A 19,091-nucleotide genomic window follows, 5' to 3' on the forward strand; every position below is an offset into this window, starting at 1 on the left:
TCAGCCATTGGCCGCCAAGACTAGCCTTCGCCAGTTTGGGCGACCTGCTCGTCCGGGTCATGCACTTGCCTTACCGATGCGCAGGTTGAGACGGAAATTCGTCTTTGTCTACCTTCGCATGGGCGCGAACAACAAACGCCCAACGACGTCTGCTTTCAGACTTGGCCAAAGCCGATCGCTATGGCTGATTTCAGGCGCAAAGCGGCCGTCTACATCCGATGCCTCCAATTATCCTTAAACCGAATCTAGTGTCCCAATTTGTCCATAAGCACCCGCAATTCGGGCTGCGGCGCGACCCAGAAAGTTCGAAAAGCTTCCAGGAACCCCAGGCAAATTGGACGCCGCATCGGACAACAAGGGGCACGGATATTGCAGCGAACGCCCGCGATGGAACGGTCAATATCGTGGGCGAAAAGCGCTTCAAATAGAGCTGTGGGCGGCCAAGGGAACGAAAAGGAAGAGAAGCAGAACTTTCGTGTGCGATTGTTGCACACGGCATCACGTAACTAGCTGATTATATTTAACTATCCGCCCATCCATCAGCTGAGTGCAGGATCAACTTCGTGGACGGGATCCGAGCTTCGTGCACAAAGATGGGATAGCACAACCGCGCGAAGCATTCGGAAGCCTCAACGTGAATGCAGACACCTCAACTACCTTTGCAAGTTGGATCAAGCTGAGTGATTGCCGAACGACGCTGTGCGCTCCGATGTCTGAACTCTGCGCCGATACGTCAATTTGATCAGCCTCGCTTCGCTCTCCTCCCGACAACCGCGCAATCTGATTGTCGTTCTCTTGCACCATTTGGCCGACCGACGGGGTAACTTCGCGCCGCTGATCATGGTGCCCCCCAAGCGCCTGACCAAAGATTTGAAGACTGCTCTCTTCGCAGCAGGTCAGAACCGAAGACGTGGGCGCCTCATCGGCGACAACGGGCAGTAAAGTGGTGCACGCATCAAGGCGCCATCCGAACCAAATCAGTCCAGCAGACACAACAATGTCTTTGTTGCTGGTCCGCCGGTTATTCACCCTGTTCCAAGTAACGCTGTATCAAGCGTTAAATTCTGCTGCAAACGCCGGCGCCGCGTGTCAAGATGGGCTTGGAAAAGGGTGGGGATCACATATGCACGCGGCAATGAGCCAAAAGCTGGCGAGCTATGGCCAGTGGACGTATCGCGGTGCGTGGGCACTTGAAATCGTCGCGGCGATCATCGGCCTAACCACCGGCGTCGCTCTGAGCTACCGCGGATTCGTTGCTAATGAGGCGGCGAACTCGATGGACCTTGTCCTTGCAAGTGCCCCGTTCTTTATGATCGCTATTGCCGAGTTGACGAAGATCCCAATCGCCACTCTTCTGTTCGGCGCCTCGTGGATTTGGAAGCCTGTTATCCTGGCCTTTCTGCTCGTTTTGGCCGGCATCACTTTTGAGACAGTCCTTCTCGGATTGGAGCGTGCCAGCACAATGCGCGAGGTGCAGTACGCCAACTTCGCCAACCAAACGAAAGCACTCCAGCAAGAGCTCGATAATCTCAAGGCGGCAGCCGAAAGTTTGCGAGACTCTGACGACGAGGCAAGGGCCCGAAGTGATCTGGAACAGCTCAGCGGGTTGGCTGACACCGAGCGCGACAAATTGCGCGCACGGATAAGTGAGGTTGACGAAGAGCTGCAGGCCGCAACCACCCTTTCACCAGCGGCGGCGCGAGCCAAAGAATTTCTCGAGGAGAAACAAGTAGCGCTAAGCGCACTGGTGGAACGGCGCGATCGAGAGATCAAGGACGCCGTGGAGCAGTTCGAGGGACAGCGGGATAGCTACGTTGATCGTATAAAGAGCGCGCGAGAAAAAGGCGATCTTGCGTCAGTGCAGCGCAACGAAGAAGGGCTGAACAAGTTAGCCAATCCGCGGCTCAAAAAGGAGGCCGAATTCGCGCCTAAGTTGGCTGAATTGGAGCCCGCAGTCGCTACGGCCCGCGCGGAATATGAGAGGCTGCGAAAAGATAGTCCACCGATGACTCTGCAAGACAAACAACGCCTTGAGGCCAGGCGCAACGATCTGGAGAAGCTCTATGACGGCACCGCGGCCGATTGGGATCGCAAGCTTGACGAGGCACGTACTGCGCTAGCGACCGCTCAGGAAGCCGCAACTCGAAAGTCGGAGACACTCGCCAAGAACCAGCAGCGGCAAGAGACGATCGCTACGGAACTCAGCCGCCTGGAAACAGAGCGCCTCCCAGTTGCTCGCAACGATCAGATCCGTAGGCTGGCAGCTCGCTGGTATGGGCTGAAGCCGGAAGACGTTTCGGACGCACAGGCCGGCACGGTATCGACGATCTGGTTCGCCTCGCTTGCATTCATCGCCGCGTTAGCGGGGCCGATCACGGCGATGGTCGCGCTGGCCCTGCAACGCATCGGCGCACAGCCCGAAGTTCAGCGCGACAGCAAACTCTCGCGTTTGTTGCGTCGAATGCTGTTACGCTGGCGGTGGCGCCGTGTCCGCAAGGTACCCGTGCAGGTGCCTTTCGACAGAGAAGTAGAGAAGCGCGTCGAGGTTCCTGTCGAAGTCGAGAAGATCGTCAAAGAGATCCTATACGTGCCTATCCTTACTGACGACCCCGAGGCGTTGCGCCGGGCGTTGGATAGGGAACTGCCTCCGGAAGTAATCGATCTAGTAAAGGTTTCTGCAAAAGGACAATACGACCAGAAAGTGATTGAGGAAGCCCTTGAGGGGGAACTGCGAGCCGGCAACTGGGGCGAAGCGAGGCGGTAGACGTGCTCGTACGACATAACACCAAGCTGCTCGAACAGGCGATCGATCTGCAGATCAAACGGTCGGCCATTCCAACTCTGCAGGCAGAAGCAGCTGCGCACGACAAGATCGCTCGCGCCAATGCATTTCGCCGAATGGCTAGCGGCGCTGCCGTCGCAATGGCCGCTATCGGGATCGGCGTGGGTGTATGGCTGGTCTTTGATCGTGACCCAACGTTGATCCAACCGGAGCCGTCGGTCACTCAAAACATTCCGCCAAACCAGATCGAAGACGAGACAAAAGAGACGAAGAAATCAGAAGACAGAATTCCGGGTGGCGAGACAATCGCGCAGGAAGGAAAGACCGACAAGCCTAAGTCGCCGCAAATCGAGCAGCCGAAGCCGCCGCCCGTAGACCCAGCCAATCCGGATACGTTCGATTTCGTAAAGTTCGCCAATCGCAAAGTGGCTTATGCTGGCAGTACCTGGCAACTCGAGTCTGGTCATCATTTTGACAGTGAGAAAGCTCCAACTTGGGACACCGCCTGGTGTTATACGCGGAAGCTGGCAAACACCGGAATTGAAGTTCAGGTAAGACTTGTCAACAGATCCTCACCTACATCGATGCCGTTGGCACCGGTGTCGTCGAGCGAGACACTCGCATCGGTAGGCCTTGACGACACGTCGGCGCGTGAACTCGCCAGCCATTGCCTCTGGCTCGACGAGGCCAGGTTCGCGCCAACCGATTTCGACATGGACGATGAGCGGAAAGAAGCAGCTGCCGCAGCCGACGAACTGTCTGTGCAGCAGGACGGATGGGACGCGATCGGAAACGATCTGCCGGGTATGCCAGCTTGGGATGTCTCGCTTGAACAGTGCCAGGCTCAATGCAAAGCAGATCGCCGCTGCTTAGCACTCACCTATGATAAGAAACACGCCGCCTGTTTCATGAAAAACAATGGGTCGATTTTGGTTAGAAGTCCTGATGCAGTGATGGCGGCGAAGGGAGCCATCAAGGCGAATCTGCAGTACTCTAGCCTCGTTTTCGCCAAGGACACAGTAGTCATCGGGGGCGCTTACGCGAATGTGCGGAGCGGCTACGCCGACTGCGTATTGGCCTGCAGCGCTGATCAGAGATGTCTAGGCTTCAATTTTGACGGTCCGAACAAGATGTGCGCCATGCTTGATTCCGTAACCTCATCGTCCTCCTACAAGGGCGTGGTGTCGGGCGTCAAAGCCACCCGCAATTGAAAGGCACCGGCCCGAGATCATGTGCCAAAGAAGGCCAGATAAGCAAGCCGGCAAAGTGATCGTGAATCTTTCTCCTGCTTACGACGGTAGAGGTGTGCTTGGCGACAGGGTAGTCTGCTGCTGGAATCCAGTCAGGGCCTATGCAGTCTCACGATTCGATGGCCCTGCTGTTCTGCGGGTGACCGTCGAACCGTCGCCCTCGCCCGTTCTTAATTCGCGCGTCTTGTCCGTTATTTGAATGCGTCATTGAGAACGTTGGCGAGCCTTGCCGCCGCCAGCGCTGCCTGGCTTCTGGCAACGTTTCGCGCATCGGTCTCATATGTGCGGGTTAGCACGGCCACGGTGTTTTCGCTCAGCACAGGCTCCGCATACGCAAACTTCTTGCCGAGCACGAAGCTCTCCTGGGTCCAAGCGTCCGGGTCGAGCAGCTTGGCTTTTGCGCTGTCGGCCTGGAGCTTCGAGATGCCGGCCTTGTCATTAGCATCGAAGATCGCACCGGGCACCGAAACGTAACCTCCGAACATCCGATCCCAATAGGCGTGAAGGTCGATCGTTTCGCCGGTCGCCGGCGTCACGTTGACTTCGTTGCCGCCACGGTCCCCATCTGTGTTGATCGCAGAAATTCGCTCCGTCGCGTGCAACGGCTGGTGAATGTCGCCGATGAGATGCAGCAGCCAAACCATGTCGTAGGAGCGAATGTCATCGGTCGAGGCCGACGTCGCCGGCAGCGCCGCGATGAACAGCTTCATCTGCGAAACGGCATTGATCGGATCGGCATCGGAGAATTGCGTCCCGTCGGTCGAAAATCTGATGTCCTTGAAATGCCAGTAGCGGTGCATGTTTTTGTCTGCGTGGCCGATGTTCTGCGCCGTCGGCGTGTCGTCGTCCTTGGTGTAGCCGTGGGCAGAGTCTTTGATGTCATCCGCCCAAACGGCCGCATGAACGAAGGCGTATTGCGCTTTCTTATCATCGGGCACGCCGGCGATCCAACCCGGATAGTCGGGGTTCAGCTTGATCAGTGCATCGACCTTGGCCTTCGCCTGCGGGGTCAGTTTAGAGTAGGCCACGGCGGCGACCTGCATGTGCCCGCCGTCCCACCAGGCCAGTGCAGGCGCCGATGACAGGATCAACGAAAGAACGGAACCAAAGACGAGCGCACCACGCATGTACTCCTCCCCGAAACCGACTTTTCTGATCTATCAACTGTAGACGACGCGGCAATGACGGCAATGGTGCCTTCACGGAAGCTCGAACCTCTTCTGGATTCGACAACAAAAGCCAAATAGCGCATGATCTTGCCCGGGTTGGGGAAATTCATTCATGGGCGTGCGCGAATTTTCGTGCGTGTTGTGTTCAGTGCTCTTCTCGGGCTGCGCAGCCGACTACTTGGACCATTACGATACGGTAACACTCGCGGCCGGCGACGCGGGTCATGCAAATCTGCTCCTCCAAACAGTCAACCCGTTCAATCCGAACAGTCAGAACACGCATAGCGAGGGCAACGGCGTGCGCGCTGCCGCAGTCGTCAATAGGTATCGAGGGGTGTCGGCAGCACCGACGCAATTGTCACGGCCGGGCGGCGGTGATTTGGATTGCGCAGGCGGCAAGGGAAACAACGCTGTCGTGGTTGCCCCGGTGAAGATCACCAACGGTGATCCCAACAAGCTGGACCGCGATCACGACGGCGTCGGGTGCGAGTAGGGGCGGCGGACGTTGGACAGCTCTCGCTACGACAATCGATCTGCCCAATGGCGCAAACGGACAGGCGCCAAGGTGCGGCGAGTACGCAGATTGGCGGGCATTCCAAAGCGGCTGATTGTCGTAACCGTCGCTGCAGTCGCGGCCTACGCAACGCAGTCCGTCATGCAGCACGGCGACCGCATAACTGAGCTCAATCTGGCGAACTGGACTGGCCCGAGTCCGGCGCCGATCGCCGGTGTTGCGTCGGTGATCGATGGCGACACGATCGAAATTCACGGACAGCGGATCCGCTTTAACGGAATCGACGCGCCAGAGAGCCGGCAGTATTGCGACGACGCCAGGGGCTTCAAATATGCTTGCGGGCGCCAAGCCGCCGAAGCACTGGATAAGTTCCTGGCGGCCTCGAGGCCAGTGCATTGTAGCTTCGTCACCTGGGACCGTTACGGCCGTTTTGTTGGCGACTGCCGGCGCGCCGACGGCGCCGGCGTCGCCGCCTGGATGGTCGAGCACGGCCAGGCACTCGATTGGTTTCGCTACAGCCACGGCGCGTATGCAGCGCAGCAGAGCAAAGCCGAGAAGGCGAAGGTCGGCCTATGGGTCGGAACGTTTCAGGAGCCATGGGATTGGCGTGCTGAGCATGCGGACAGTCAGCAGCCGGCCGTCAGTCCACTCGGCATCATCAGCCGCCGGCAGGTAGCGCAAAGCTACTCATGCCAACCGCGGCGGACTTGCTCGCAAATCGGCTCCTGCGACGAAGCCCAATGGTATCTCAGCAATTGCCCATGGGGCCGAAAGTTGGATCGTGATGGCGACGGCGTTGCATGCGAAACGCTCTGTTAGAGAACGACAAACGGCCGTGGAATTTTGGCCGGCTGAACAATTTGGGGGGTTAAATGGAAATCGGCCGGCGTGCCGCAGCTTCGGCCGCGGTAGTCTTTGCGCTTGCAAGCGCATCGTGCACAACGTCCCAAGAAGCGCTGAACAAGAACCCCCAGGCAGTGAGCACGTCCGCGCTTTGCAGATCATATGCCTCGACGAGCGATCAAAGCTTCCGTGACGGTCTCTACACGGAGCTTGTTCGGCGGTCGGTGACGCCACAGCAATGCGCCGACATGATCAGAAAGCAGAACCAGGCGATCGCCGCGGGTGTGGCGATCGCCGCAGTGGGCGCCGCCATCGCGGTTTGCTCGAACAACAACTGCGGCGGCGGCGGATATGGCAGGCCGAACCATTATCAGGGCTCCGACTGGGATGAATTCTACAACCAGTACGGCCAACTGGTTTGGGCGTGCCGCGACATCTCTAGCGGGCAGTTCGTCGACTATGGCAACTGCTACGGCAAGGCGCAAACGGATTGGCGTTGGCCTGCAAAGTACGCATGAGAACTGGGTTTCTCGAAAGAGGGAGGTCTTAGTGGACGACAAATTTTACAATCGCGTTGGCGGTGATCGCATCTCATCGCGTCAAGTCGACGAACTCATCGGACTGGCGCGTGGCCTGGCCGCGGATGGAACCATCAACAAGGCCGAGGTCGAATTCCTTCAAAAATGGTTGGCGGCAAATACGGAGATCAGCAATCAGCCACTCATCCGAACCTTGTATCGGCGCATCAACGATATCCTCGCAGATGGCGTGCTCGATTCGGATGAACACGCCGGACTTCTGGACACGCTAAACAGCTTTTCGAATCGAGATTTCGAACTTGGGGAAGTGCTAAAGCCGACAACGCTGCCACTCTGCAGGCCGGCCCCAACTCTGACCTTCGTGGGCCGGCTGTACTGCTTCACAGGTACATTCAATTTCGGTCAGCGAAAATACTGCGAACAGGCCATTGCAGATCGTGGTGGCTTCGCGGGAGGTCTGAGCCAGAAGACAGAGGTTCTGGTGATAGGGGCCTATGCCACCGAATCGTGGAAACATTCCTCATTTGGCGACAAGATCGTCAAGGCGACTGACTGGCGCGACCAGGGGTTGCCCATCTCGATTGTGGCCGAGAGCCATTGGGCTAGCTTTCTCTGAGCGGGAGTTCACGGCATGAACCTTAGACGAGGCTCTCCCGGCTATGATGGGCCTTCTCTGTACCGTGGATGGTCTTTTGGCACGACAACTTGCTTTGTCTGCCGGGGGGGTGATCTCAACGGCAAAGCCTTTGGTGTATCAAAGAGCTCTAACTGCCACTTCGATCCTTGAATTGGCAAGTCAATCAGCGTTGAGAAAGGACGGTAGCGCTCTGCCGCTCCACCACAAACCGACGTCCGAACCGGTGGGCTCGGCGGCGGGCCATGCATCCCAACCCAGGTGCCCTGCCCTGTCCGGCTAGTGCCGCTTGGCGCGATATCGCGGCGCAATCGGGAGCCATGTAGATCTCCTATGCGTAAGTGCTTCGATCAAGCCCGTCCCGAAGCGGATTCATGAACCCCGAGTTACTTCACAAGTGCCACTCCTCATTTTCCCATTGGCCCGCGTCGACCGACCTTGCACACTTGTTGGCAGTTGATCCGATTTCTATCCAGGCATATCCCCTGCTTCTACTCCCTCGCTCAGCGGCTTTTATTTCCGATTCATATACCCACTATGCCCGCGCAACTGCATGATCCAGGGTTTGGGAGCGCGCTAAAGCCTGCTCACATGTTCCCGAATTCGGACATTTGGAGAGCGTGATGGACAACAAGAAGTTTTTGACACCTGAGGAAGTTTCGGAACGCTACCGCGGCAGCATCTCTCTTGGAACGCTGCGAAATTGGCGAGCCAAGAGGATTGGACCGACGTACGTTAAACTTTGCAAAGCCGTGTTGTACCCAATTGAGGAACTCGAGACGTGGGATCAAAAGAATACAGTGGCGTGCCGGGGGGCAAAGCGATTCAGCATGAACGGCGGTGAGTGAGCGTGATTAACGACGGAGGAGCTTCCAATACCGCCCCCAGAAGCCGCTCCTTACGCTCACGGCGTTTGACATTTTTGCGTACTTTTCAATAAGATAGCTTACGGCGCGAGGAAGGTCCACAATCACCCGTCGGGCGACCCCACACCCTCACGAGCCGATATCGAAATGACGAAGGAGATCATCGAGGCGGGCAAGCGGCTGGGCATCGCGGTGCACGACCACATCATCGTCGGGCGGAAGGGATATGCCAGCATGAAGGGCCTGTTGCTGATCTGACGGGCCGGGGGCATGCCAAGACCGTCCGATCAAGCCCGGGCGATCGAATGAAGTGCAGGAAATTCGCTTGCACAATCTTTTACCAAAAAATTTGAAAATTGTTCAATCTTGGAAAGAGGGCCCAAGGTCCGCTCTATCTCTGGATTAAACTTCCAATCGAGAGGAATTCTCTCTTGATTTTTAGAAGACAATTCCGTTGAGGCATCGCATTTTCGCTGCTACCGTTTTGAAACGCTTCAATTGGAACTCCGCCATTGCAACGCAAGCGCCCGACCATAGCGGATGTCGCACGAACCGCCGGTGTCTCCATCGGCACGGTTTCGAATTTCATCAATGGAACGGCAAGCCTGAAGGAAGGCACGCGCGACCGCATCGAGAAGGCGGTTGCCGCGCTGATGTATCGGCCGAGCTCCTTTGCGCGCTCACTGCCGGGCCGCGCGCCACACAGGCCAAAGAACCTCGATCACCTGCCAAGACTTCTGGTCGCCGGCAGGGTGAGTGTCGACTTCCTGTGCCGCGTCGACGTGCTGCCGCATCGCGACGACCGGATCACCGCCAGCCACATCGACAAGGCGCTGGGTGGCCCCGCGGCCAATCTCGCGGTTGCCGCCGCCGGCATCGGAGCACCCTACGCGCTGGACGTTGAACTGGCGACAGCAGTTGGCCAGGATCCAGAGAGCGATTGGGCGCTCGGCGCGCTTTCGAAACTGGGTGTCCACGCCTTGCCGATCCGCAACACGCCCAATAACCGCCTCTCCCAGGCGATCGTGATCATCGAGCGCAATGGCAGCCGGACGATCATCAGCGAACCGTTCGAGCTTGGCGAGGTCGACCTGACAGCCAATCTGGATATCCAGCCCGAGCAACGCCCGGCCTGCCTTCATATCGAAGGCTTCCACTACGAGACGATGACCGCGTCCATCGCGCGCTTTCATCAGGCGGGCTGGAAGGTGAGCCTGCATTCGGCCGGCCTTCCCAAAAGCGCACGCACGCCGGAAACCTTCACGCAGATGGTCAAACAGATCGATCTGACCTTCATCAACGATGTGATGATACGGGAGATCTTCGACTTTCGCAGCCGCATGGCAACGACGATCGAAGAGGTGCGAGTGGTGTTATCACGCATCAAACAACGGGGAACGGTCGTGCTCACCCTCGGCGAGTTCGGCGCCGTCGTTTTTCCGGCGAATGGCGGTGCGCAGATCGAGGTGCCGGCGCTGCCGGTCAATCGCGTCGACGCGACAGGCGCCGGCGACAGCTTTGCCGGCATCTTCCTTGCCCTTTGGCTGCATGGAGCGTCGCTCGACGACGCCGCGCGCTATGCGGCAATCGGGGCGAGCCTGACGACAACGGTCGAAGGCGCGCAGGGTTACATCGCAGACTTTGCCACGCTGAAGGCTGCGGCCCTGGCGAACAACGCCTTGATGGCCAGTTAAAACAATGGCTTATCGGCGTTTCGACCTGGCGCGGAACACCGCATCAACCGACGAAATCAGGAGAGTATGATCATGGCGAAAACAAAAGTTCTTCTTGTCGGCGAAAGCTGGGTGAGTTCGGCGACCCATTACAAGGGGTTCGACCAGTTCGGCAGCGTCACCTTTCACCTGGGCGCAACACCCCTGGTGGACGCTTTGAAGGGCAGCGAATTCGATCTCGACTACATGCCCGCTCACGAGGCCGTCGAGAAGCTGCCTTTCACCATGGAAGGGCTGTCGCAATACAGGACGATCATCCTGTCCGACATTGGCGCGAATTCACTCCTGCTCCACCCCGATGTCTGGCTGCACGGCAAAACGGTTCCCAACCGGCTCAAGCTCCTGCGCGACTGGACGCTGGCCGGCGGCGGCCTGATCATGATCGGCGGCTATTTCAGCTTCCAGGGCATTGACGGCAAGGCCCGCTGGCATCGCACGGCGGTCGAGGAGGCGCTGCCGGTGACCTGCCTTCCCAATGATGACCGGCTCGAAATTCCTGAAGGCTTTCGTCCTGAGATCACTGGTTCCAGGGATCATCCGATTTTTGCCGGCATCGAGGGCGAATGGCCGCTGCTGCTCGGTGCCAACGAGGTCATCGCCCGTGATCGCGACGATGTCGAGGTCCTGGCGCGGCTGCCGCAGGACCAGGGCGGCCATCCCCTGCTGGTTACCGGGCGCCATGGCGAAGGGCGTACGCTGGTCTGGACGTCGGACATCGGTCCTCACTGGCTGCCGAACAGTTTTGTCGAATGGCCTGGCTACGCGCGGCTTTGGACCAACGTGCTGCGCTGGGTCAGCAACGCCGCCTAGCCGATCCACAATCGTCGGGGAACCGTCATGACAGAGCCCTTTCTTGTCGCCAGAAACATCGCCAAGCGCTTCGGCGCTCTGACCGCGCTGGCAAATGTCGATCTGGAGATCCGCTCCGGCGAGGTGCTGGCGCTTCTCGGCGACAATGGCGCCGGCAAATCGACCTTCATCAAGATTCTGGCAGGCGCTCATCCGCCTAGTGATGGGGAGCTTGTCATCGAGGGCAATCCGGTCGCCTTTCACTCGCCCAAGGATGCCGCGGCATCGGGGATCGCGACGATCTTTCAGGAACTGGCGCTTTCGGAGAACCTGTCGATCGCAGAAAACGTCTTTCTCGGCCGTGAATTGAAACGCTCCATTTTGGGCATTCCGTTCCTGAAGCGCAAAGAAATGCGCCAGCGCGTCGACGGCCTGCTGAAGGAGCTCGATGCTCATATTTCCGATCCAGAAGCGCCTGTTGGCAGCCTGTCGGGTGGCCAACGCCAGGCCGTCGCAATCTGCCGGGCGCTCAATCTCAATGCCAGGCTGGTCATCATGGATGAGCCGACCGCGGCCCTTGCCGTTGCCGAAACGCGCAAGGTCCTGGCGCTGACACGGCGGCTTGCCGCGCGCGGCTGTGCCGTTGTGCTCATCAGCCACAACATTTCCGAAGTCTTCGAGGTTGCCGACCGCATCGTGGTGTTCCGGCGCGGCCGCAAGGTGGCCGAGCGGCTGGCGGCCGATACCGATCACGAGGAAGTCGTTTCGCTCATAACAGGCGCTCATCCCGACGTGCGGGCGCTTGAAAAAACAAACTGAAACGCACGTCATTTCCAGAGAGGTTCAAACACAATGCTTTCACAGTTCAAGAAAGTGCTCGCCGCTTCCGCACTGTCACTCGCCATTGCAACCGCGGCGCATGCCGCGGACAAACACAAGGTCGCCTTCGTTCCGCAATTGATCGGCATCCCTTACTTCAACGCGATGGAAGCCGGCGGTAATCGCGCAGCCAAGGACATGGGCGTCGATTTCATCTATTCCGGTCCGGTCGACACCAATCCGGTCGACCAGTTGCAGATCGTCCAGAACCTGATCGATCAGGGCGTCGAGGCGATCTCGGTCAGCGTCCTCGATGCCTCCAGCATCGCACCCGTGGTCGAGAGCGCCAAGGCGAAAGGCATCAAGCTGTTCACCAGTGACAGCGACGCGCCCGACAGCGGCCGCGCCGTCTATGTGGCGCAAGCGACCGACGAAGGTCTCGGCACAACCATTGTCGACGAACTCGTCAAGCGCGTCGGCGAGGACGCAACCATCGGCATCGTCTCCGGCGAGGCAACGGCGTCCAATCTCAACGCTTGGATCGGCTTCATGCAGAAGCAAGCCACCGCCAAATATCCGAAGCTGAAGCTGCTCGCGCCGCAATTCGCCGGCGGCACCGCCGAACGCGCCGCGCAAATATCAGGCGATCTGATGGCGGCCAACCCGGACATCAAGGCGATCATCGCCGTCGCCTCCTCGACATGCCCGGGCGTAGCCCAGGCCATCGAAACCGCAGGCAAGATCGGCTCGGTCATCGGTGCCGGCTACTGCAGCCCGAACACGGCACGGTCCTACCTGAAGAGCGGAGCCTTCGGCTTCACGGTGCTCTGGGATCCCGAGCAACTCGGCTATCTCACGGTCTGGGCCGGCAAACAGCTGATCGACGGCAAGAGCTTCGAAGCGGAAAACAAGGTCGCCGGCCTGGAAAAGCCCGTCACCTATGATGCCGCCAAGGGCATTTTGCTTCTCGGGCCGCCGGCCGTCTTCACCAAGGACAATGTCGACAAGTTCAACTTCTGAGCTCTGAGATGAACGTGGTGCGGCAGTTTGGAAACGGTGTCTTCTCCATGAACGGGCGGGAGTGGTCTCTGCTTGTCGCCTGTTTACTGGCGATCGTCATCTTTTCTGTCGCATCGCCGCACTACGCGACATCTGGCAATGCAGCCACGGTCTTGCGCAACAGTGTCGAACTGCTGCTGATCGGCCTTGGCATGACCCTGCTGCTCGCCATGGGCGGCATCGATGTCTCGATCGGCATCGTCATGGGTCTGGCGGCCATCGCCATCGGGCGTGTGCTCGGCGCCGGCGGCAATCCGCTGCTGGCGCTCATTGCGGGTCCTTTGGTCGGTGCGCTGCTGGGATGCGTGACCGCCGCCGTCGTTGTCCTCGGCCGCGTTCCGGCAATTGTCGGTACACTCGGCCTGCTTGGTGTCTACCGCACCGCCGTCTTCGTACTTCTCGGAGGGCAATGGCTTTCGGGCCTGCCCTCGAGCCTTACAAATCTTCTTGCAACCAGCGTGCTCGGCGTCCCCGTCCCTGCCCTGGTGATTGCCGTTGTCTATCTGGCCGTCTGGCTGGCGCTGCGGCGAACCCCTTATGGGCTGCATCTGCTGGCGATCGGCAATTCGGAGGAAAAAGCGCGGCTTTCTGGCATCCCAGTGATCAAGATCCGCTTCATGACCTTCGTCATCAGCGGTGTGCTGACTGGCATTGCCGCCACGTTCTATGTCGCCACCTATCGCAATGTGGAGATGACGATCGGCAGCACGCTGGCGCTCGATGCCATTGCCGCGGTCATTCTTGGCGGGACCAGCATATTGGGCGGCAGATGCAGCCTGATCGGCACCGTGCTCGGCGTGCTGCTTCTGAGGATCCTGCAGAACGGTCTGCTGCTGATCGGTGTCCCTTCCCTTTGGCAGCCTGTCGTCACCGGCTTTCTCATCATCGGCGTGCTTGGCTTCGAAGCTGTTTGCAACCGACTGCCGCTCGGCAGATTTCAACGAGCCCGCGCATGAAAACGCTCCGCAACCTGCAAGGCCCGGCCCTTACCCTGGCTCTGCTCTGTATGCTTTGGCTGATCGTGATTGTCGGCCTGCTGGCGCTCAGGCCTTCTGTCTTCAATCTCGGCACCGTCACCACCATTCTTCAGTTCTCGACGATCCTTGCGCTGGTCGGCCTTGGACAAGGGCTGGTCATCATGGCCGGTGGCGCCGGCATCGACCTCTCGGTCGGTGGTGCGGTCTCGCTGTCCGCCATCGTCGCGATGCTTTGCCTCAAGCTGGGATTGCCGCCGGTCCTGCTGCCCGTCGTCTGCATCCTGGCCGGGGTGCTGCTCGGTGCCTTGAACGGATGGCTGGTGAACGGGCTCGCGCTTCTCCCCTTCATCGCGACGCTCGGCACCTTCTTCGTCTATTCCGGCGCCGCACTTGCCATTACCGGCGGCGCGGCCCAAGCAGGCGTGCCCTCCTGGCTGCTTGTGTGGGGGCGCGGCGTCGTCATGGGCATTCCCCTGCCCTTTCTCACCCTTGCCATCCCCTGCTTTGCGCTAGCCGGTTTGGTGCTGCTCTCGACAGCGTGGGGGCGCTGGATCTACGCCATGGGCTTCAACGAACGCTCGGCCAGGCTGGTCGGTATTCCGGTCGATCGCGTTCGCTTGGTCCTCTACGCCTTGAGTGGCGCGCTCGCCGGCGCCGCTGGGCTCGTCTCGATCTCCTGGCTCGGCAGCGGCAGGCCCAATATCGGCCAGAACCTCGAACTCGAATCGCTGACTGCCGCCATGCTTGGAGGCATCGCCATCACCGGCGGGCGTGGCGGCGTCGGCGGCGTGTTCGCGGCCGTCCTGCTGCTGGTCACGCTGAAGACCGGCCTTCTGCAATTGAACATCAACACGGTTTGGCAGGTGGGGATTGTCGGCGCCCTTCTGGTTTTCGTCCTTCTCGCCGACCGACTTTCCCAACGTTGGAGATCATGATGCCGTCCATGGAAGAGATCATTGCCGCGCGCGTCGAGGCAAGCGCTGACCGTATCGTCCAAACGCTGAGCGATCTCGTCGCCTTCCCCTCGATCGTGAAATCCGATCCAAAGGAGGCCGGCCCCGGCGAGCGTGATTGCCAGCTCTATCTGCAAAAGCGGATCGAGGCGCTCGGCTTCTCGACCGATCTATGGGACCCGGATGGCCCAGCGCTCTACGAAAAATACAAGGGGCGGGCCGGCGCCAACAAAGGCAGGACGTTCGAAGGCCGGCCCAATCTCGGCGGCGTCTTGAAGGGCACGGGCGGCGGTCGCTCCATCATGCTGACCGGCCATATCGATGTCGTCCCGCCCGGCGCCGCAGGGCACTGGACGACCGACCCGTTCCAGCCCGTCCTCAAGGACGGGTTTCTACACGGCCGTGGTACCGTCGACATGAAAGGCGGCGTCGCCTGCATGCTGATGGCGGTCGAGATCCTGAAGGGACTCGACATTCCCCTGTCCGGAGACGTCGTCTTCACCACCGTCGTCGACGAGGAAATCGGCGGCATGGGGTCGCTGGCCATGGTCGATCGCGGTTTTCACGCCGACGCCGGCATCATGACCGAACCGACGGCGAACAAGATCGCACCGCTCTGTCACGGCATTCTGTGGGGGAAGATCATCATTGACGGCATAGGCGGGCATGCGGAGCTGACGCCCAATGCCTGGTATTCGAGCGGCCCGGTCGATGCCGTCCAGCTTTGCCGGCAAATCCTCGACGGCATCGACATCCTCAACCGGCGCTGGATGTTCGATCCCAGAAAGAACCATCCGTTGATGGACCTGCCCAACCAGATCATCGTCACCCAGATGAGCGCCGGCGAACATCCGTCCTCCATGGCAGGGCGCGGCGAGATCATCATCGACGCTCAATATCTGCCGAGCGAGCACGACGAGTTCAAACTGGGTGGCAACGTCAAACGCGAAATCGAAGAGCACATAGCCAATGTCTGCCAGGCAGACCCCTACCTGCGAAAGCACCCCGCCCGCGTCGAGTGGATCCTCGACGCCGATTGCGCCGAAATCCCAGCGGACAATCCCTTTGTCGGCGTCTTCCAGGAGGCCGTCAAAGAAGCCAATCTCTCGCCGGTCCTGAGTGGTTTTGGCGCGCACAGCGACATCGGCCTGCCGACCGGCCTCGGCAACACGCCGACCGTCAATTTCGGTCCCGGCGACCCCGCGCAGGCGCATCAGCCGAACGAACGCGTTTCGGTGCGCGATCTCGTCGATTGCACCAAGGCAATTGCAATTGCCGTCGAAAAATGGTGCCGCTAGCGGGCACCGCCAACATGAATGGATCGGTTAGCAATGCCACGACAGGCGGCGGCATCGTGGCCGAACTTGCGCTACTGCCTGGTGATGTCGTCGCGTTCTGACAGCCGGAGGTCCTGAGCAAGAGATTTTGAGGTCCTGAGCAAGCCATTCCTATCGCTGCCCTGGCTCACGATCCGTCACGGCGGATCGGTGTTGCAGCTGCCGGCTACCTGGTTGACCGCTTCGCCAAACCCGGCGAGGTCGAAATCAGCCTCGCCCCGCCCCGCCAGCAGCCCGAACCGCCAGGAAAGCTGAAGCCGGTTCGCGGCAACAAGGCGCCTGATGCCATCGGCGCCATCGCGCACCAGCATCCGGCCGCGCGGTCCGACCGCCCAGCTTTCATCGAACTTGCTCTCCTGATCGACCGTGATCGACATGGTGATCTTGCGGCTGGCCGAAACAGCGTCGTTCAGTTGCAGCCATTCAGTCCAGTGCGGCTCGCCGTTTGCCCGGCAGGCAATCGTCAGGATCGGGCTGTAGCTCAAGGCACCGCCGCCGGTGATCAGCTTGTTGGTGGCGTAGAGCGAGGCCGTGACGAGGCCGTCTTCGCTCGTGCCGAAGCGCCAGTTATCAGGCACCGTGCCGGCCTGGGCAATGCCGCAGACCGAGACAAGGATCAGCGCGATTGCCGAAGCGTGTCCCAATTCGACGAACAGTCTCAACACGCCCTCCAAAAACCAAGCGGCTTGCAATAGAGGCGCAGATAATGATCAAAGCTTGGTCGCCACAGGCCGTCGCTCGCGAAGCATGGCGGCTGTTGCAGTTTGGCAACGAAAAAGGCCGCCTCGAGGGCGGCCTTCCTGTTTCAGCGGAGCGCTGGTGTTATTCGGAGGCCTTCTTCTTCGGCGCGGCCTTCTTCTTGGGCTCTTCCGCGTCGTCGGCAGTCTTGGCGTCGGCCTTCTTGGCGGCGGCTTTCTTCGCCGGCTTCGCCTTGACGGCGGTCTCGTCCTCTTCGTCGTCGGCCATCAGCTCTTCCTTGCTGACCTTGACGTCGGTGACCGAAATCTGACCGAGCAGATGGTCCACCACCTTTTCCTCGAACATCGGCGCCCGCAGCGTGTTCAACGCTTCCGGGTTGTTGCGGTAGAACTCGAAGACTTCCTGCTGCTGGTTGCCCGGATAGCGGCGCACCTGCTCGAACAGGCCGCGCTGCAGCTCTTCGTCCGATACGGTGACGCCGGCCTTCTCGCCGATTTCAGCCAGCACCAGGCCGAGACGCACGCGGCGCTCGGCAAGCCGCAGATACTCGGCACGCGCCTCTTCTTCCGTCGTCTCTTCGTCGGCGAAGGTGCGTCCGGCTGCTTCCAGGTCACGATTGACCTGCGCCCAGATGTTGTTGAACTCGGCGTCGACGAGCTTCGACGGCGCCTCGAACGAATAAGCCGCGTCGAGCTGGTCGAGCAGCTGGCGCTTGACCTTCTGGCGCGTCATGGCGCCGAACTGGTTCTCGATCTGGCCGCGTACGACGTCGCGCAAGCGCTCCAGCGACTCCAGGCCGAGGTTCTTGGCGGTCTCGTCGTTGATTTCCAGCGCGCCGGGCTGGGACACTTCCTTGACGGTGACGTCGAAGGTCGCTTCCTTGCCGGCAAGATGCGCGGCCTGGTAGTTCTCCGGGAAAGTCACGGTGACCTGCTTTTCGTCACCGGCCTTGGCGCCGACCAGCTGATCCTCGAAGCCGGGGATGAATTCCTTCGAACCCAACACCAGCGGCTGATCGGTGCCCGCGCCGCCATTGAAGGCTTCGCCGTCGATCTTGCCGACATAGTCGATGGTGACGCGGTCGCCATTGGCGGCCTTGCCGGTCTTCGGCTCGTAGCTGCGCGCCGATTCGGCAACACGCTGGACCTGCTCGTCGATCTCGGCATCAGGCACGTCGAACACCTGGCGTGTCACCTTGATGTCGGAAAAGTCTTTGATCTCGATCGCCGGGATGATCTCGTAGTTGAGGCGGAATTCGAAGTCGGCGCCACCGGCCAGGATCTTCTCGGCTTCCTTCTCGTCCTCGGTCATGATGACTTCGGGCTGCATGGCAGCCTTTTCACCACGCCCGGTAATGATCGAACGGGTCGAATCGTTGAGGATTTCGTTGACCACTTCGGCCATGAACGACTTGCCGTAGACCTTGCGCAGGTGCTGTACCGGCACCTTGCCTGGACGGAAGCCGTTGATGCGGACCTTGTTGCGGGCATCCGAAAGCCGCGCCATCAGCTTGGCTTCCATGTCACCGGCCGGCACGGTGATCTTGATCTCTCGCTTGAGACCGGAGTTGAGCGTTTCGGTGACCTGCATCGTAAAACCTTTGTTTTCACCAATGAGACTGCCACGGCCTCTGCCGTTCACAGCCTGCCGGTATATTCTTGCCGGGAATGGCTTTTGGTACGGAACCTGGCGATTTGACCGAAAACCCGGCTCAAACTCTCCCAAACTGCGTTCCAAAATGTGAATAAGTTCTTGTTTTTCCTACTTCTTATCACATTCTGCAGAAGCGGATCGTCGCGTCCCGTCACATTTGACACGCCTTTTGTCACAGGCGAGGCCAATTTTCAACAGTCTTCGCATCCCGGCGAATAACCAGCATTTGGACCTGACCACATCTTGTCCCTGACCTCTACATCTTGTCTCCGACATTGACAGAATGATGGCCACATGGGATTGCCGGTCCATGCGGATGTGGCGGAACTGGTAGACGCCCTGGATTTAGGTTCCAGTGCCGAAAGGCGTGGGGGTTCGAGTCCCTTCATCCGCACCACCCTTCGCTCTTCGAGCTTCGGGTGGCGGGCCACCCGAATAGATGAAGGAGTGTCCTCCCGAAGCCTTGGCTAAGGAG

At 59.7% G+C, this 19,091-nt stretch carries 17 protein-coding genes, 1 tRNA gene and 1 pseudogene; 16 read left to right on the forward strand and 3 right to left on the reverse strand.

What is annotated here, in order from left to right; genetic code table 11:
• The first annotated feature begins 997 nt into the window (after positions 1-997).
• Positions 998-2,764 carry a hypothetical protein gene (locus EOB80_RS09800; protein ID WP_127327497.1) on the forward strand — a complete coding sequence of 589 codons (1,767 nt, stop codon included), beginning with the start codon at positions 998-1,000 and terminating at the stop codon, positions 2,762-2,764.
• A 2-nt stretch (positions 2,765-2,766) separates the two neighbouring features.
• Positions 2,767-3,993, forward strand: coding sequence for a PAN domain-containing protein (locus EOB80_RS09805; RefSeq protein ID WP_127327498.1), 1,227 nt, complete (start codon positions 2,767-2,769; stop codon positions 3,991-3,993).
• Between the two features lie 230 nt (positions 3,994-4,223).
• Here EOB80_RS09805 and EOB80_RS09810 read toward each other — a convergent pair whose 3' ends face one another.
• A complete protein-coding gene (locus EOB80_RS09810) occupies positions 4,224-5,159 on the reverse strand; it encodes a S1/P1 nuclease (protein ID WP_127327499.1) in 936 nt (311 codons plus the stop codon).
• A 154-nt stretch (positions 5,160-5,313) separates the two neighbouring features.
• On the opposite strand from EOB80_RS09810, the gene EOB80_RS09815 reads away from it, so the two are divergent.
• From EOB80_RS09815 to EOB80_RS09875, 13 genes and pseudogenes are all read left to right on the forward strand, one after another.
• Positions 5,314-5,694, forward strand: a complete 381-nt coding sequence (locus EOB80_RS09815) for an excalibur calcium-binding domain-containing protein (protein WP_127327500.1) — start codon at positions 5,314-5,316, stop codon at positions 5,692-5,694.
• Between the two features lie 12 nt (positions 5,695-5,706).
• Entirely contained in the window at positions 5,707-6,534 is an 828-nt protein-coding gene (locus EOB80_RS09820; protein ID WP_245466316.1) for a thermonuclease family protein, read from the forward strand.
• A gap of 53 nt (positions 6,535-6,587) precedes the next feature.
• Positions 6,588-7,076 carry a hypothetical protein gene (locus EOB80_RS09825; RefSeq protein ID WP_127327501.1) on the forward strand — a complete coding sequence of 163 codons (489 nt, stop codon included), beginning with the start codon at positions 6,588-6,590 and terminating at the stop codon, positions 7,074-7,076.
• A gap of 31 nt (positions 7,077-7,107) precedes the next feature.
• Positions 7,108-7,713 carry a BRCT domain-containing protein gene (locus EOB80_RS09830; protein WP_127327502.1) on the forward strand — a complete coding sequence of 202 codons (606 nt, stop codon included), beginning with the start codon at positions 7,108-7,110 and terminating at the stop codon, positions 7,711-7,713.
• A 641-nt stretch (positions 7,714-8,354) separates the two neighbouring features.
• Positions 8,355-8,579 carry a DNA-binding protein gene (locus tag EOB80_RS09835; RefSeq protein ID WP_127327503.1) on the forward strand — a complete coding sequence of 75 codons (225 nt, stop codon included), beginning with the start codon at positions 8,355-8,357 and terminating at the stop codon, positions 8,577-8,579.
• 114 nt (positions 8,580-8,693) lie between these two features.
• Positions 8,694-8,855, forward strand: a pseudogene (locus EOB80_RS09840) (JAB domain-containing protein); the annotation flags it as partial.
• A 254-nt stretch (positions 8,856-9,109) separates the two neighbouring features.
• Positions 9,110-10,291 carry a PfkB family carbohydrate kinase gene (locus EOB80_RS09845; RefSeq protein ID WP_127327505.1) on the forward strand — a complete coding sequence of 394 codons (1,182 nt, stop codon included), beginning with the start codon at positions 9,110-9,112 and terminating at the stop codon, positions 10,289-10,291.
• Between the two features lie 72 nt (positions 10,292-10,363).
• Positions 10,364-11,140, forward strand: coding sequence for a glutamine amidotransferase (locus EOB80_RS09850; protein WP_127327506.1), 777 nt, complete (start codon positions 10,364-10,366; stop codon positions 11,138-11,140).
• 27 nt (positions 11,141-11,167) lie between these two features.
• A complete protein-coding gene (locus EOB80_RS09855; protein WP_127293277.1) occupies positions 11,168-11,938 on the forward strand; it encodes an ATP-binding cassette domain-containing protein in 771 nt (256 codons plus the stop codon).
• Positions 11,939-11,971: 33 nt separating this feature from the next.
• Positions 11,972-12,958, forward strand: coding sequence for an autoinducer 2 ABC transporter substrate-binding protein (locus EOB80_RS09860; RefSeq protein WP_127327507.1), 987 nt, complete (start codon positions 11,972-11,974; stop codon positions 12,956-12,958).
• A gap of 47 nt (positions 12,959-13,005) precedes the next feature.
• A complete protein-coding gene (locus EOB80_RS09865; RefSeq protein WP_127327508.1) occupies positions 13,006-13,953 on the forward strand; it encodes an ABC transporter permease in 948 nt (315 codons plus the stop codon).
• Entirely contained in the window at positions 13,950-14,909 is a 960-nt protein-coding gene (locus EOB80_RS09870; protein WP_127327509.1) for an ABC transporter permease, read from the forward strand. Before EOB80_RS09865 ends, EOB80_RS09870 begins: the two co-directional genes overlap by 4 nt.
• Positions 14,909-16,225 (forward strand): ArgE/DapE family deacylase, encoded by a 1,317-nt coding sequence (locus tag EOB80_RS09875; RefSeq protein ID WP_127327510.1) that lies wholly within the window; start codon positions 14,909-14,911, stop codon positions 16,223-16,225. Before EOB80_RS09870 ends, EOB80_RS09875 begins: the two co-directional genes overlap by 1 nt.
• A gap of 176 nt (positions 16,226-16,401) precedes the next feature.
• On the opposite strand, the gene EOB80_RS09880 is transcribed toward EOB80_RS09875, so the two are convergent.
• The gene (locus EOB80_RS09880) at positions 16,402-16,926 is read right to left on the reverse strand and encodes a hypothetical protein (protein WP_127327511.1); all 525 of its coding nucleotides are present in this window, start codon (positions 16,924-16,926) and stop codon (positions 16,402-16,404) included.
• A gap of 160 nt (positions 16,927-17,086) precedes the next feature.
• A complete protein-coding gene (gene tig, locus EOB80_RS09885; RefSeq protein WP_127327512.1) occupies positions 17,087-18,553 on the reverse strand; it encodes a trigger factor in 1,467 nt (488 codons plus the stop codon).
• A 375-nt stretch (positions 18,554-18,928) separates the two neighbouring features.
• Between tig and EOB80_RS09890 the strand changes: the two genes are divergently transcribed.
• Positions 18,929-19,013: transfer RNA gene (locus EOB80_RS09890), tRNA-Leu, on the forward strand.
• Positions 19,014-19,091 lie beyond the last annotated feature (78 nt).

The sequence above is a fragment of the Mesorhizobium sp. M7A.F.Ca.MR.245.00.0.0 genome (assembly GCF_003997415.1).
Taxonomy (GTDB): domain Bacteria; phylum Pseudomonadota; class Alphaproteobacteria; order Rhizobiales; family Rhizobiaceae; genus Mesorhizobium.

Coding starts and splice junctions, on each gene's coding strand:
- EOB80_RS09800 (WP_127327497.1), top strand. CDS start 998: ATGTCTTTGTTGCTGGTCCGCCGGTTATTCACCCTGTTCCAAGTAACG.
- EOB80_RS09810 (WP_127327499.1), bottom strand. CDS start 5,159: ATGCGTGGTGCGCTCGTCTTTGGTTCCGTTCTTTCGTTGATCCTGTCA.
- EOB80_RS09815 (WP_127327500.1), top strand. CDS start 5,314: ATGGGCGTGCGCGAATTTTCGTGCGTGTTGTGTTCAGTGCTCTTCTCG.
- EOB80_RS09825 (WP_127327501.1), top strand. CDS start 6,588: ATGGAAATCGGCCGGCGTGCCGCAGCTTCGGCCGCGGTAGTCTTTGCG.
- EOB80_RS09835 (WP_127327503.1), top strand. CDS start 8,355: ATGGACAACAAGAAGTTTTTGACACCTGAGGAAGTTTCGGAACGCTAC.
- EOB80_RS09850 (WP_127327506.1), top strand. CDS start 10,364: ATGGCGAAAACAAAAGTTCTTCTTGTCGGCGAAAGCTGGGTGAGTTCG.
- EOB80_RS09855 (WP_127293277.1), top strand. CDS start 11,168: ATGACAGAGCCCTTTCTTGTCGCCAGAAACATCGCCAAGCGCTTCGGC.
- EOB80_RS09860 (WP_127327507.1), top strand. CDS start 11,972: ATGCTTTCACAGTTCAAGAAAGTGCTCGCCGCTTCCGCACTGTCACTC.
- EOB80_RS09865 (WP_127327508.1), top strand. CDS start 13,006: ATGAACGGGCGGGAGTGGTCTCTGCTTGTCGCCTGTTTACTGGCGATC.
- EOB80_RS09870 (WP_127327509.1), top strand. CDS start 13,950: ATGAAAACGCTCCGCAACCTGCAAGGCCCGGCCCTTACCCTGGCTCTG.
- EOB80_RS09875 (WP_127327510.1), top strand. CDS start 14,909: ATGCCGTCCATGGAAGAGATCATTGCCGCGCGCGTCGAGGCAAGCGCT.
- tig (WP_127327512.1), bottom strand. CDS start 18,553: ATGCAGGTCACCGAAACGCTCAACTCCGGTCTCAAGCGAGAGATCAAG.